General features: G+C 72.9%; 12 protein-coding genes. 6 read left to right on the top strand and 6 right to left on the bottom strand.

Translation table 11 applies throughout. The features are described from left to right. Positions 1–14 precede the first annotated feature (14 nt). Both ACFYE3_RS14625 and ACFYE3_RS14620 read right to left on the bottom strand, forming a co-directional pair. Positions 15–710 (bottom strand): SCO1664 family protein, encoded by a 696-nt coding sequence (locus tag ACFYE3_RS14625; RefSeq protein ID WP_387610305.1) that lies wholly within the window; start codon positions 708–710, stop codon positions 15–17. A gap of 10 nt (positions 711–720) precedes the next feature. Beyond that, positions 721–1,365 carry an MSMEG_4193 family putative phosphomutase gene (locus ACFYE3_RS14620; RefSeq protein WP_368822552.1) on the bottom strand — a complete coding sequence of 215 codons (645 nt, stop codon included), beginning with the start codon at positions 1,363–1,365 and terminating at the stop codon, positions 721–723. A 153-nt stretch (positions 1,366–1,518) separates the two neighbouring features. Here ACFYE3_RS14620 and ACFYE3_RS14615 point away from each other — a divergent pair, with 153 nt between their 5' ends. Together ACFYE3_RS14615 and ACFYE3_RS14610 are read left to right on the top strand one after the other, a co-directional pair. Then, positions 1,519–2,928 (top strand): magnesium chelatase, encoded by a 1,410-nt coding sequence (locus tag ACFYE3_RS14615; RefSeq protein ID WP_387610304.1) that lies wholly within the window; start codon positions 1,519–1,521, stop codon positions 2,926–2,928. 70 nt (positions 2,929–2,998) lie between these two features. After that, entirely contained in the window at positions 2,999–4,987 is a 1,989-nt protein-coding gene (locus ACFYE3_RS14610) for a vWA domain-containing protein (protein WP_387610303.1), read from the top strand. Positions 4,988–5,039: 52 nt separating this feature from the next. On the opposite strand, the gene ACFYE3_RS14605 is transcribed toward ACFYE3_RS14610, so the two are convergent. After that, positions 5,040–6,140 carry a DUF808 domain-containing protein gene (locus ACFYE3_RS14605; protein ID WP_387610302.1) on the bottom strand — a complete coding sequence of 367 codons (1,101 nt, stop codon included), beginning with the start codon at positions 6,138–6,140 and terminating at the stop codon, positions 5,040–5,042. Positions 6,141–6,378: 238 nt separating this feature from the next. On the opposite strand from ACFYE3_RS14605, the gene ACFYE3_RS14600 reads away from it, so the two are divergent. Beyond that, complete coding sequence (locus ACFYE3_RS14600) at positions 6,379–7,098, top strand: alpha/beta hydrolase (protein ID WP_387610300.1); 720 nt, start codon at positions 6,379–6,381, stop codon at positions 7,096–7,098. Between the two features lie 117 nt (positions 7,099–7,215). Here the strand turns inward: ACFYE3_RS14600 and ACFYE3_RS14595 are convergent, their stop codons facing one another. The 3 genes from ACFYE3_RS14595 to ACFYE3_RS14585 all read right to left on the bottom strand — a co-directional run bounded on the left by ACFYE3_RS14595 (position 7,216) and on the right by ACFYE3_RS14585 (position 10,070). Further along, positions 7,216–8,043, bottom strand: coding sequence for a gamma-glutamyl-gamma-aminobutyrate hydrolase family protein (locus tag ACFYE3_RS14595; protein ID WP_387610298.1), 828 nt, complete (start codon positions 8,041–8,043; stop codon positions 7,216–7,218). Positions 8,044–8,541: 498 nt separating this feature from the next. Next, positions 8,542–9,579: a zinc-binding dehydrogenase gene (locus ACFYE3_RS14590; RefSeq protein ID WP_387610297.1), complete on the bottom strand. Its 1,038-nt coding sequence runs from the start codon at positions 9,577–9,579 to the stop codon at positions 8,542–8,544. A 113-nt stretch (positions 9,580–9,692) separates the two neighbouring features. Continuing rightward, entirely contained in the window at positions 9,693–10,070 is a 378-nt protein-coding gene (locus tag ACFYE3_RS14585) for a TIR domain-containing protein (RefSeq protein ID WP_387610295.1), read from the bottom strand. Between the two features lie 612 nt (positions 10,071–10,682). Here ACFYE3_RS14585 and ACFYE3_RS14580 point away from each other — a divergent pair. From ACFYE3_RS14580 to ACFYE3_RS14570, 3 genes are all read left to right on the top strand, one after another. Then, the gene (locus ACFYE3_RS14580) at positions 10,683–11,417 is read left to right on the top strand and encodes a GAF and ANTAR domain-containing protein (protein WP_387610294.1); all 735 of its coding nucleotides are present in this window, start codon (positions 10,683–10,685) and stop codon (positions 11,415–11,417) included. A 275-nt stretch (positions 11,418–11,692) separates the two neighbouring features. Further along, the gene (locus ACFYE3_RS14575; protein ID WP_387610292.1) at positions 11,693–12,058 is read left to right on the top strand and encodes a hypothetical protein; all 366 of its coding nucleotides are present in this window, start codon (positions 11,693–11,695) and stop codon (positions 12,056–12,058) included. A gap of 114 nt (positions 12,059–12,172) precedes the next feature. Continuing rightward, positions 12,173–12,600, top strand: a 428-nt coding sequence (locus tag ACFYE3_RS14570; RefSeq protein ID WP_387610290.1) for a manganese catalase family protein, incomplete at its 3' end; no start/stop codon positions are given.

Raw genomic sequence — 12,600 nt, 5'->3', positions numbered from 1 at the left:
CGGCGCTCTCGCGGTCAGAGGAGCGGCCAGGGGATCCGGCGACCGGTGGCGTCGACCGGCAGGACCGCCTCGTCGAGCAGCCGGCGCACCCGCCGCCGCAGCGCGGCCACCTCCGTGGCGTCGAGGAGCTCGGCGAGCTCGGCGGGGACGTCGTCGGCCAGCGGGGCGATGTCCTGGAGCAGGTCCTCGGGGACGGGTTCGCCGGAGAAGTCCCAGACGACGGTCCGCAGCTTGAACGCCGCCGCGAAGCACAGTCCGTGGTCGATCCCCCAGATCCGGCCGTCGGCGCCCCGCAGCACGTGGCCGCCCTTGCGGTCGGCGTTGTTGGCCACGAGGTCGAACAGCGCGATCCGGCGCAGGGCGTCGTGGGTGTCGGGGGCGGCGTCGTAGAGTGTGAAGTAGTGCTGCCGCGGGTCGTGCTCGACGAACCGCTGCAGGGAGCCCGTGCCGAACGGGCCGTCCTGCCGCAGGACGGTGGGCGGGACGATGCCCCAGCCCAGGAACTCGCTCAGCACGTACGCGGCGCGCTCCCGCCGGTGCAGGCCGGGCCGGAAGTCGATCAGCGGCCGCTCGCCCTCCAGGGGCTTGTAGATCCCCCAGACCGACTCCTCCTCGAGCGTGACCTCGACGAGCAGCGCCGAGTTGCTGCTCTCCCGGATCAGTCCGAGGAGCTCCAACCGGCCCTCCGTCAGGAGCACGAGCTCGCCCATCAGCGTCCGCTCACGACGCCCTCAGGCCGGCCAGCGGCTCGCCGGTGGAGTTCACCGTGAGCACGACCGGCGCCTGCCCCGGCGCGTACGAGATCGCCGAGACCGAGCACGGGCTGACCACGATGCGCTGGAAGAGGTCCAGATGCGTGCCCAGGGCGTGGGCGAGCGCCGCCTTGATGGGGTCGGCGTGCGAGAAGCAGACCACCACCCCGCCCTCGTGGGCCGCGCGCACCCGGTCCACGGCCCCGACCGTCCGCGCCTGCATCTCCGGGAAGCTCTCGCCGCCGGGGAACCGGAAGGTGGAGGGCGCCCGCTGGACGGTCGACCAGGCCTTGAGCCGGGAGAGGCGGGAGAGCTCCTCGCCCGTCCACTCCCCGAAGTCGCACTCGAGCAGCCCCGGCTCCACGACAGCCTCCCGGCCCGTCCGGGCCGCGGTCGGCGCCGCGGTCTCGCGGGTGCGCTCGAGCGGGGAGGTGTACACCGCGTCGACCCGCACCCCCGCGAGCCGCTCCGCCACCCCGTCCGCCTGGGCCCGGCCGCGCTCGGACAGGTGCAGGCCGGGGGCCCGCCCCGGCAGGACCTTGCCCGTGGTGGGGGTCTCCCCGTGCCGCACGAGCAGGACGAGGGTGCTCCGTGGTGCCTTGCGAGTGACCATGATGCACCAGCGTACTGGCGGGGCCCCCGCGGCCACAGGGGCCGCCGTCGGTCGTCGTCGTCGGACGCCGTCGGACGCCGTCGGGTACGGCCTGCGGCGACGCCGGGACCCTGTGCACCGGCCCCCTCTTGACGCCGGGGTTAGGTTGGCGCTGTGACTGACCGGAGCGATCACCCTGACATCCGCACGCTCGGCGAGCTCCGCGCCGCCGGCGTCGCCCACCGGACGCTGCGCGAGGAGGTCCGCGAGAACCTCCTGCGCACGCTGGCCGAGGGCGGTGACCCCTGGCCGGGCCTGCACGGGCTCGGGCGCACGGTCCTGCCCCAGCTCGAGCGGGCCCTGCTCGCCGGCCACGACGTGGTGCTGCTCGGCGAGCGCGGCCAGGGCAAGACCCGCCTGCTGCGCACCCTCGCCGGCCTGCTCGACGAGTGGTCTCCCGTCATCGAGGGATCGGAGCTCAACGAGCACCCCCTGGAGCCGCTGACCGAGGCGTCGCGGCGCCGGATCCTGCTCGAGGGCGACGAGCTGCCCGTGGTCTGGCGGCACCGGTCGGAGCGCTACGTCGAGAAGCTCGCCACCCCGGACACGTCCGTGGCGGACCTCATCGGGGACGTGGACCCGATGCGCGTCGCCGAGGGCCGGCGGCTCGGCGACCCCGAGACCATCCACTACGGGCTCGTGCCCCGCTCGCACCGCGGGATCGTGGCGATCAACGAGCTGCCCGACCTCGCCGAGCGCATCCAGGTGGCCATGCTCAACGTCATGGAGGAGCGGGACATCCAGATCCGCGGGTACGTCCTGCGGCTGCCGCTGGACGTGCTGGTGGTGGCCACGGCCAACCCCGAGGACTACACGAACCGCGGCCGGATCATCACGCCGCTCAAGGACCGGTTCGGCGCCGAGATCCGCACCCACTACCCGCTCGAGCTGGAGGACGAGATCGCCGTGATCCGCCAGGAGGCCGAGCTGATCGCCGAGGTCCCCGACACGATCCTCGAGACCCTGGCCCGGTTCACCCGCCTGCTGCGGGAGTCCTCCGCGGTGGATCAGCGCTCGGGGGTGTCGGCGCGCTTCGCGATCGCGGGCGCGGAGACGGTCGCGGCGGCGGCGCTGCGGCGCGCCACGATCCGCGGCGAGGAGGAGGCCGTCGCGCGGATGGTGGACATGGAGACGGCCACCGACGTCCTGGCCGGCAAGATCGAGTTCGAGTCCGGGGAGGAGGGCCGCGAGCGCGCGATCCTCGACCACCTGCTCCGCCGGGCCACCGCCGAGACCGTGCGCGGCCGCTTCCGCGGTCTCGACCTCGGGCCGGTCGTGGAGGCCTTCGACGGCCGCACGACCGTGTCCACCGGCGACGATGTCTCCGCCCAGGACTTCCTCGCCGGGCTCCCGGAGCTGACGAGCGACGACGGGGCCGCGACCGCCTACGACGAGATCGCCGCACGCCTCGGCGCGGTCACGCCGGGGCAGCGCGCCAGCGCGATCGAGCTGGCGCTCGAGGGGCTCTACCTGGCCCAGAAGATCTCCAAGGACGCCGACGAGGCCGGCACCGTCTACGGCTGACCGCACGGACGGCACCAGGACCCGCACCGGATCGCAGAGAAGACACAAGAGAAGACACAGAGGGGGCGTCATGCCCGCACACCACCGGTCCTCGAGATACGGCCGGTACACCGGAGGACCCGATCCGCTGGCCCCGCCGGTCGACCTGTCGGACGCGCTCGAGGCCGTCTCCGAGGACGTCATGGCCGGGTACTCGCCGGAGGACGCGCTGCGCGAGTTCCTCAGGCGGGGCGGCCACGGCCGCGACGGTCTGGACGACCTGTCCCGGCGCGTGCAGCAGCGGCGGCGCGAGCTCCTGAAGCGCCACAGCCTGGGCGGCACGCTCGAGGAGGCGAAGAAGCTGCTTGAGAAGGCGCTGCGCCTGGAGCGCGAGCAGTTCCTGCGGGACGCCCGGATGGACCCGATGGACCGCTCCTTCCGGGAGATGCAGCTCGACGGGCTGCCGAGCTCCACGGCCGCCGCCGTCAGCGAGCTCGCGTCCTACGACTGGCAGTCCCCGTCCGCGCGAGAGGCGTACGAGCAGATCAAGGACCTCCTCGGGCGCGAGCTGCTCGACCAGCGCTTCGCCGGGATGAAGCAGGCTCTGGAGAACGCCACGGACGCCGACCGGGAGGCCGTGGCGGGAATGCTCCGGGACCTCAACGAGCTGCTCGAGAAGCACGGGCGGGGCGAGGACACCGACGAGGACTTCCAGGACTTCATGGCGAAGCACGGGGACTACTTCCCCGAGAACCCGCAGTCGGTCGAGGAGCTGATCGACGCCATGGCCCAGCGCGCCGCGGCGGCCCAGCGGATGCTGAACTCCATGTCGCCGGAGCAGCGCCAGGAGCTGATGCAGCTCTCCGCCCAGGCCTTCGGCTCGCCCGAGCTCATGGACCAGCTCGGCCGGGTCGACGCCAATCTGCAGGCTCTGCGCCCCGGTGAGAACTGGGGCGGGTCGGAGGACTTCGAGGGCCAGGACGGTCTGGGGCTCGGCGACGGCACGGGCGTGCTCCAGGACATCGCCGAGCTCGACGTGCTCGCCGAGCAGCTGGCGCAGCACCACCGGGGCGCCACCCTCGACGACATGGACCTCGACGCGCTCGCCCGCCAGCTGGGCGACGACGCCGCGGTGTCGGCCCGGACCCTCACGGAGCTGGAGCGGGCGATGCGGGACAGCGGCTACCTGCAGCGCGGCGCCGACGGGGACCTGCGGCTCTCGCCCCGCGCCGTGCGCCGGATCGGGAAGGCGCTGATGCGGGACGCCGCGCAGAACCTGTCCTCCCGGACCGGTCAGCGCGACACCCGCCTCGCCGGGGCGGCCGGCGAGCCCTCCGGCGCCACCCGGGAGTGGCAGTTCGGGGACGCCGAGCCGTGGGACGTGACCCGCACCGTGACCAACGCGATCCGGCGCACGGCCGCCGAGGGCGGCGACGCGCGGCGGGGGCTGCGCCTCGACGTCCGCGACATCGAGGTGGCCGAGACCGAGGCGCGCACGCAGGCCGCCGTCGTCCTCCTCGTGGACACCTCGTTCTCGATGGCCGCCGAGGGCCGCTGGGTGCCCATGAAGCGCACGGCTCTCGCGCTCCACCACCTCGTCACCACCCGGTTCCGGGGGGACCAGCTGCAGATCGTCGCGTTCGGCCGCTACGCCCGGGCCCTGCCGGTCGACGAGCTCACGGGGCTGCCGCCGGTGCGGGAGCAGGGCACCAACCTGCACCACGCGCTGCTGCTCGCCACGCGGTTCTTCCGCAAGCACCCCTCGATGCAGCCGGTCCTGCTCGTGGTCACCGACGGGGAGCCCACGGCGCACCTGCTGCCCGACGGCGAGAGCTGGTTCTCCTGGCCCACGGAGCCGGAGACCCTGCGCGCCACGGTCGAGGAGCTCGACCGGCTGGGACGCATGGGGGCCCAGGCGACGTTCTTCCGGCTCGGCGACGACCCGGGGCTGGAGCGGTTCCTGCGGCGGATGGCCGAGCGGATCGACGGGCGCGTGGTGGCGCCGGACCCGGGGGATCTGGGCTCCGCCGTCCTGGACGAGTACCTCAGCGCCCGCGCCGGGGACCCCGACGACCTCTGAGCGGAGGTCCGACGGGCCCTCTGACGGACGGACCGACCCGGCCGGGCCGCGGTCACCGGGCCGCGGTGGAGCCCCCGTCGGCCGGCGGGGTGGGGTCGGACGGGCCGCTGCCGTCCTCTCCCGAGGACGTTGCCGAGGAGGACGCCGCCGTGGAGTGCTTCCCGTGGTGCTCGCCCTGCGCCTCGTGGGCGCCGTGGGCGGCGTGCCCGGCCTCGTGCTCGCCCTTGCCGAAGGGCAGCAGCTCCCACACCAGCACCAGGACGGCGCCCCAGAGCAGGCCCGCGACCGCGGAGAAGAAGGTGTTCGTGAGCCAGGCGAGCGCCGCGCCGAGTCCGCCGGGGACGGCGTCGTGCACGAGGACCTCGACGTGGTGCACGGCCCCGTACGGTGCGTGCCAGCCCAGGTCGTCGAGGCCGACGAGGATGATGTGCCCGCCCACCCAGATCATGGCGGCGGTGCCCACGATCGAGATGACCGTGAGCAGCCCGGGCATGCCCTTGACCAGGCCGTGGCCGATCTTCTGCGTGGTCGGGGAGGACCGCGCGGCCAGGTGCAGACCGAAGTCGTCCATGCGGATGATCAGGGCCACCACCCCGTAGACCAGGACGGTGATGCCGATGGCCACGACCACCAGGATGGCCGCCCGCGAGAGCAGCGGCTCACCGGCCACCTCGTTGAGGGAGATGACCATGATCTCGGCCGAGAGGATCAGGTCGGTGCGCACCGCGCCCCCGACCATCGTGTCCTCGGCGCTCTTGCCCTTCTCGACCACCGGGGTCCTGGCCTTGGCACCGTGGCCCGAGACCTTCGACCAGATCTTCTCGGCGCCCTCGAAGCACAGGTAGCTGCCGCCGAGCATGAGGATCGGGGTGAGCAGCCACGGTGCGAACTGGCTCAGCAGCAGGATGACCGGGAGGATGAAGATCAGCTTGTTGCGCAGCGAGCCCTTGGTGATCCGCCAGATGATGGGCAGCTCGCGGGCCGGGGAGACGTCCTGGACGTACTGCGGGGTCACAGCCGTGTCGTCGACGACGACGCCGGCGGCCTTCATGCTCGCCCGTCCCGCGGCCGCGCCGATGTCGTCCACGGAGGCGGCGGTGACGCGGGCGATGGCGGCGACGTCGTCCAGCAGGGCCATCAGACCGCCGCTCATCGGAGGACCTCCGGCGCGGTCTGAACAGGGGCGGGCGGAGCCGCGGTGGTGATCAGCATGATGACAGAGTAGGTCCTCGGACGCCCGGATGCGCCCGCGCGGGACGAACGGGCACCGATGTCCTGCTGTTCCGCGGAGCAGACGGTGCTCGCCCGGTGACCCGTTCCGCTCCGCCACGGGCCCGGCCACCACCGACCAGGAAGCACCGACCAGGAAGCACGACCAGGAGGCACCACGCATGGACCCAGTTCCCCCGGCCGCCGGACCGGCGAGCGCGACACCGCCCGCGGCGCCGCCCGCTCCGCACGTCGTCGTCCTCCCCGGGGGCGGGTACGCCCGGCACGCGGACCACGAGGGCGAGCCGGTGGCCGAGTGGCTCCGTGCGCTCGGGCTCTGCGCCGGGGTCCTCCGCTATCCCGTGCACGCCAGGCACCCCGCCCCCGTGGACGCGGTGCGCGCCGAGGTGCGCCGGGTCAGGGCGGCCGGGGCCGAGCGGGTCGTCCTGCTGGGGTTCTCCGCCGGCGGGCACCTGGCCGGGCACGCCGCGCTCACCGCATCGTCCTCGGGGCCCGAGCGGGTCGACGCCGTGGTCCTCGGCTACCCGGTGGTGTCCATGCAGCTCGACACGCACCAGGGGTCGCAGGAGGAGCTCCTGGGCCCGGATCCCTCGGCCGAGCTGCGGGCGGTCACGTCCCTCGACCGGTTGGTGACCCGGGCCGCTCCGCCCTTCTTCGTGTGGCACACCGCCGATGACGCGTCCGTGCCGGTGCAGCACTCCTACCTGCTGGCCCAGGCGCTGGCGCGCCAGGGGGTCCCCCACGCCCTCCATGTCTTTCCCCGTGGACCGCACGGTCTCGGCCTGGCCGGCGGCACCGGTGCGCCCGCGTCCTGGCCGGCGCTGTGCGCCGCATGGCTGGCCGGCCTGGCGGAGAACGTCACACCGTCCGCTTCTCGGTGACTCTCCCCGATCGGGCACGCCTCCTCGGGCAGATCGGTCCGCTCCTGGTCCGGGTGCTGCCCTTCCTGTCCGCGCCGCGGCGTGGCTCTCCGCTGCGCGGACAGGAAGCCGACCTGCTCATGCGGCCAGCACACGCGACCTCGGGGCGCGGCGCCGGGCGGCCCCGGCCTGCGCCACGAAGGCGGAGAACAGCTTCCCGCGATCCGCGGCCGGACCGTGGGAGTCCTCCGGGTGCCACTGCACACCGATGGCCCAGGCGCGATCCCGGTGCTCCGTCGCCTCGACGACACCGTCATCGGCCACGGCGGCGACGCGCAGCTCGGGGGCCACGACACCCACCGCCTGATGGTGGTCGGACCGGACGGTGAGCCGGTGAGCACCGAAGACGGTGGCCAGCCTGCTCCCCGGCTCCAGGACGACCTCCTGCTCCGGGCACATCGGGTCCCCCGGCTCACCGCGGTGCCCGTGGCCGGTGCCGAGATCCGGGACGAGAGTGCCCCCGCACGCGACGTTGAGCAGGTGGGATCCCCGGCCGACGGCCAGCAGCGGGACGTCGCGGTCGAGGCTCCGACCGAGGAGGTCCATGGTGTAGAGATCAGCGCGCCGGTCCACCCCGTACGCGTTGGGCACGGACCCTCCCACGCCGTAGAGGTCAGGGTCGACGTCCCCTCCGCCGAGCACCAGCACCGCGTCCGCGGTCGCGGTGACCGCGGGGTCGGGCAGCTGCCGGGCACTGGAGTCGACCAGGATCGGCCGGGCTCCGGTGTTGACCAGGCCCTGCAGGGCGGTGCGGGTGAAGCGGCGCATCAGGTCCCGGGTGTGCGGCGTGAGGCCGGGGAAGTTCAGCGACACCACGGTCGCCACGGTGGGCGCTTTGGCACGAAGACTCCACAGTCCTACGGGAGTCACCTCGTGCGCGTTCAGTTGAACGGCCTGTCGGTTCATGCGGTCGTCTCCTGTTCGATCGTGAGGTCCTCGCTCCGTGCCGGGTGACGGGCGCACGCGGCGCCGTCAGGCCGGTCGGAGAGAAGGTCGGGCCCGAAGCGTTCTCGGGGGCACCTGGTGGGTGGTTGCGGAGCTGGACGGCGGCGGTGGAGCCGACCGGGAGCGGAGCGGCGGACACCGGGGTGAACGGCGGTCGCCCTTCACGCGATGCACCCGGGAAGTTCGCATCCCCCGAGTGGTGCAGATCACTCCGCCCGAGACGGAGAGGGGTGCACCCCTCTTTTCCGGGTGAACATTGTTGATTCTTCGCGATCCACGAAAATCGGCTGTCAGGACGCGGGGGGCGGGGGGCCGGGCGGAGGCACGTGGTTCCCGACGCCGCGGTCGATCCGCGCGCCCCCCGCCCCCGGGATCAGCGCCGGGGTGCTCGATCGGCGCCGAGTGCGCAGCGCCCCCTCGGCCCAGGGCGGGACGCCCGCACGCCGCCTTGGAGCGGGTCTACAGCGCGGGGTCGATCATCGTCATGCCGGCGACCGCCGCGGTGTCGAACACGGGCAGCAGCACTGCTGCTGCCTCGAGTCCGATGGTGCGTTCGATGAGCTTCTGGGGGTGCAGAGCCCCCTGCTCGATGAGCGACATCATGGCCGGATAGTCGGCCGCTGCCATGCCGTGGCTGCCGAGGAGGTCGAGCTCCCAGCCGATGACCCGCGCCATCGGCACCCGCGGGTGGCCCTCGACCGGCGGCAGCAGGCCGATCTGGACGTGCCGCCCGCGCCGGCGAAGGCTGAGGATCGCGTCAGCGCAGGTCTGCTCGCTGCCCACGGCGTCGACGGCGACATGGCTGCCCCCGCCGGTGAGGTCGGCGACAGCCGCGGGGATGCCGGTCCCGTCCGCGCGCAGGATGTGCTCCGCACCCAGCTCGCTGGCGATGGCGAGTGCCTCGGGGTTGCGGTCGACCGCGATCACCCGGCCGCCCAGCGCGCGGGCGATCATCACCGCGCTGAGCCCCACCCCGCCGGCCCCGACCACGGTCACCCACTCCCCTTCGGCGACGCGCGCCCGACCGGCCAGGGCGCGGTAGGCCGTGGCGAACCGGCACCCCAGCCCGGCCGCCGTGGCGAAGTCGACGCGCTCGGGAACGGCCACGAGATTCGTGTCGGCCCCGTGCAGGGCGACGTACTCGGCGAAGGACCCCCAGTGGGTGAAACCCGGCTGTTCCTGATCGGGACAGACCTGCGCGTTGCCGGACCGGCACCAGTCGCACCGCCCGCAGCCGCACACGAACGGGACGGTCACCCGGTCGCCGGTCCTCCACCGCCGCACGCCCGCGCCCACCGCGGCGACCACTCCGGCCAGCTCGTGCCCGGGGACGTGGGGCAGCACGATCTCGTCGTGCCCTGCCCAGGCATGCCAGTCGCTGCGGCACATCCCCGTGGCCATCACCTGGACGACCACCCCGTGCGGCGGTGCCGTGGGCTCGGCAACGTCACGGACCCGGGGCTGACCTCGGACTGCCTCGACGACCACTGCACGCATGCCCCCACTCTCCCACGCTCGTCCGGCACCGACAGGGCCCTCCCCAGAACGGTGTACCAGGCGCCCGCCGCCCGCCCAGGTCCTGGCCGGCCGCGGGGCGCTCGACCGGTGGATCAGAGGCGGTCGAGGAAGTCCCCGATGTTCTCCCACGTCCAGGACTCGCAGCGCGCCGGGCCCATCTCGGCCGGCTTCGACCGGTGCTCGGTCTCCACCCACAGGCCCAGCAGCGGCTTGCCCTCGTCCACCGCGCACCGGATCTGCCACAGTGCCGCGGCCGAGGCCGGTGTGGAGCCGCCGATCAACGCGATCACCCCGTCGCAGTCGCGGATCCGCTCCCGCACGTGCCTCTTCCACTCACCCGGGCGCGTCCCGTCACCGAGTGCATCCAGAACCCGGGCCTGGTCCCCCGCCCGGGCCCACTGGGTGGTGAACAGGTCCCGGAACAACTCGTCCTGCTCGGCGAAAGCCAGAAAAACCGTCTTCGGCGCCATTGCCGTCAACTCCCCACAGATCGAACATCGGTGCAACCGGGAGCCACCCTATGGGTCAGGACCTTCTGACGCTCCGGCACCGAGCAACATGCCTTAACGAACCACTCCCCTGCTGGAGGAGACCGCCGGTGCGCAGGAGACTCCCTGCACCGCCGGTCGGGGCGCGGCACGCGGCGAGGTGGCGTGGTGACCGTCGCCGGACGACTCGGCAGACCGGCAGCGGGCCACCGGCCCCGCGCAGCAGGCAGTAAGCTGGTCGGCAAGAAGGGGCCGGCGGGACGAGGCGCCTTCTTCGCTGACGGACTCGGCAGCGGCCATCGCGCCAGCCCGGTCATCCCCGCTGCACGGCGCACGCCGTGTCACCTGAACCTCCACCCGGTGAGCCGAGTTCCGTCTTCGCCCAGCCGCACGGAACGCTGCTGTCCAAGACGGATGTCACCACCGCGGCGGGCCGGTCCGGGTGGCTCAGCAGGTGATCCCGGGCGCGACCGGGGCCCTGCTGGACGACGACGGCACCGGGCCACCCGTGGACCGACACCCACACCGCCCCTCGCCGGGATGCCCTCCTGTGGCAGTGCCGGGGCTCACCGAACCGCGACGAAGGAGACGATCATGACCGAGCACGGAACCGGCGGCAGCCCCCAGGCGGGCCTCCAGGAGCTGCTGCTGGAGTCCGAGGACATCAGCGGGTTCCTCGACGCCTTCAGCACCACCCTCGCCCAGGCGCTGTCCACCGACGACGAAGAGGTGTGGTGCGCGGTGACCCTGCTGCGCCCCAAGCGTTCCGTCACCGTGGCCTCCTCCAGCCCCCGGGCCGAGGCCTTGGACGAGATCCAGTACCACTACGGTGACGGCCCCTGCCTGACCGCCGCCCGGGAGCACCGGGTGGTCTACCTCCGGGACACCCGCACCGATCCGCGGTGGCCGGCCTACGGACAGGCCGCCGCCGCCAACGGGATCCGCTCAGCCCTGGGGGTGCCCCTCGACCTCGGCGGGGAGGCCACAGCGGGTCTGAACGTCTACGCCGATGTCCCCGGCGCCTTCGATCAGGCGATCCTTCAGGTCGTCGAGCGCCGGGTGGCCGAGGCCTCCACCATCCTGCGCCTGGCCGTACGCCTGGCCCGCCACCGTGAGACCGAGGCCGACCTGCGGACCGCGATGGAATCCCGGACCACCATCGACCTGGCCGTGGGCATCGTCATGGCCCAGAACCGCTGCACCCAGGAGAGAGCCTTCGAGATCCTGCGGGCGGCCTCCAGCCACCGCAACGTCAAGCTGCGCGAGGTCGCCGCGGACCTGGTCGCCACTGTCAGCCGCGGACCGGCCACCACCCACTTCGACGCCTGACGAGCGAACTGACGCGACTCGGGTTCACGCTGCTGCCGATGCTCCCGGAGGTGAGAGCCGCACGCTGCTCGTGGATGCGATCTCCGGCGCCCGGCCTCCCGTGGTGCCCGGCCCCGGTGGTGATCGGCTGCTCGGCGACCTCTCACAGCCCGAGGCGCGCCCTCGAGCTGAGCACACCCTGCCCGTCCCTGGTGGGGATGGAGCGACGCGAGTACCGTGGGGAGTGGTCAAGAAGGCGGACATGAGACAGATCGCATGCGACGAAGGATGCTCTCGTGGACCACAAGCTTTCCGTGCTCGTCCAGGTCGACCTGGACGAGGCCTGTGTGCGCCTGGCCGTGACCGGGTGCCTGACCGAGGCCAACCAGCACGTTTTGTATCCGCTGGTTCGCCGGGCCCGGACGCTGATCCCCCCGGTGAGCGCCAGCGTCGATCTCACCGCCACCCGCCATGTCGAGGCGATCGCGGTGGACCTGTTGCGCTGGGCGATGGACCACGACGAGTCCCTGGACGGGTCCAGCCCGGTGGAACTGCTCGTCCCCGACGAGCTGCCCGCCCACGGGGAGACCGCGTCCCCGCTGTGCACCGCCTGGAGGCCTCGGGGCGGGGCGGACGAGGACGCCCGGTCCCACGTCGTTTAATCAGCACACTTCCATTTCTTTCCTCCGGTTACTACCGTGGAGAGCAGAGCCGGTGACGGAGGGCGCGGGATTCCGCGCCACGGCCGGGCAGTGCAGTCGATGACGGAGGTCGAGATGTTCTTGCATCAGCAGAAGCTCCAGTACAACGCCACCCCCGAGGCCCCGGACGCGGTGTACGCGCGCAAGCTGCAGGAGGTGATCGGCGGGCAGTACGGGGAGATCACCGTGGCGATGCAGTACAGCTTCCAGGCCTGGAACGCCCACATCCCGGGCAAGTACCGGGACCTGCTCTTCGGCACCGCCGCCGAGGAGTTCGGCCACATCGAGATGCTCGCCACGATGGTCGCCCAGCTGCTGGAGAAGGCCCCGGTGGGCATCACCGAGGACGCGATCCAGTCCGATCCGGCGGTCGCGGCGGTGATCGGCGGCACGGACCTGCAGCACGCGATCGTGGCCGGGGCCGGGGCGCGTCCGGTGGACTCGATGGGCAACCCCTGGTCGGGGTCCTACGTGACCGCCTCCGGGAACCTGCTGGCAGACAT

Origin of the sequence: Kocuria arenosa (assembly GCF_042879215.1) — a bacterium.
Lineage (GTDB): Bacteria > Actinomycetota > Actinomycetes > Actinomycetales > Micrococcaceae > Kocuria > Kocuria arenosa.
The sequence above is the reverse complement of the archived record's forward strand: the minus strand, read 5'-3'. Positions and strand labels throughout refer to the sequence as shown.

Coding starts and splice junctions, on each gene's coding strand:
- ACFYE3_RS14625 (WP_387610305.1), bottom strand. CDS start 710: ATGGGCGAGCTCGTGCTCCTGACGGAGGGCCGGTTGGAGCTCCTCGGA.
- ACFYE3_RS14610 (WP_387610303.1), top strand. CDS start 2,999: ATGCCCGCACACCACCGGTCCTCGAGATACGGCCGGTACACCGGAGGA.
- ACFYE3_RS14595 (WP_387610298.1), bottom strand. CDS start 8,043: ATGAACCGACAGGCCGTTCAACTGAACGCGCACGAGGTGACTCCCGTA.
- ACFYE3_RS14580 (WP_387610294.1), top strand. CDS start 10,683: ATGACCGAGCACGGAACCGGCGGCAGCCCCCAGGCGGGCCTCCAGGAG.
- ACFYE3_RS14620 (WP_368822552.1), bottom strand. CDS start 1,365: ATGGTCACTCGCAAGGCACCACGGAGCACCCTCGTCCTGCTCGTGCGG.
- ACFYE3_RS14590 (WP_387610297.1), bottom strand. CDS start 9,579: ATGCGTGCAGTGGTCGTCGAGGCAGTCCGAGGTCAGCCCCGGGTCCGT.
- ACFYE3_RS14585 (WP_387610295.1), bottom strand. CDS start 10,070: ATGGCGCCGAAGACGGTTTTTCTGGCTTTCGCCGAGCAGGACGAGTTG.
- ACFYE3_RS14605 (WP_387610302.1), bottom strand. CDS start 6,140: ATGAGCGGCGGTCTGATGGCCCTGCTGGACGACGTCGCCGCCATCGCC.
- ACFYE3_RS14600 (WP_387610300.1), top strand. CDS start 6,379: ATGGACCCAGTTCCCCCGGCCGCCGGACCGGCGAGCGCGACACCGCCC.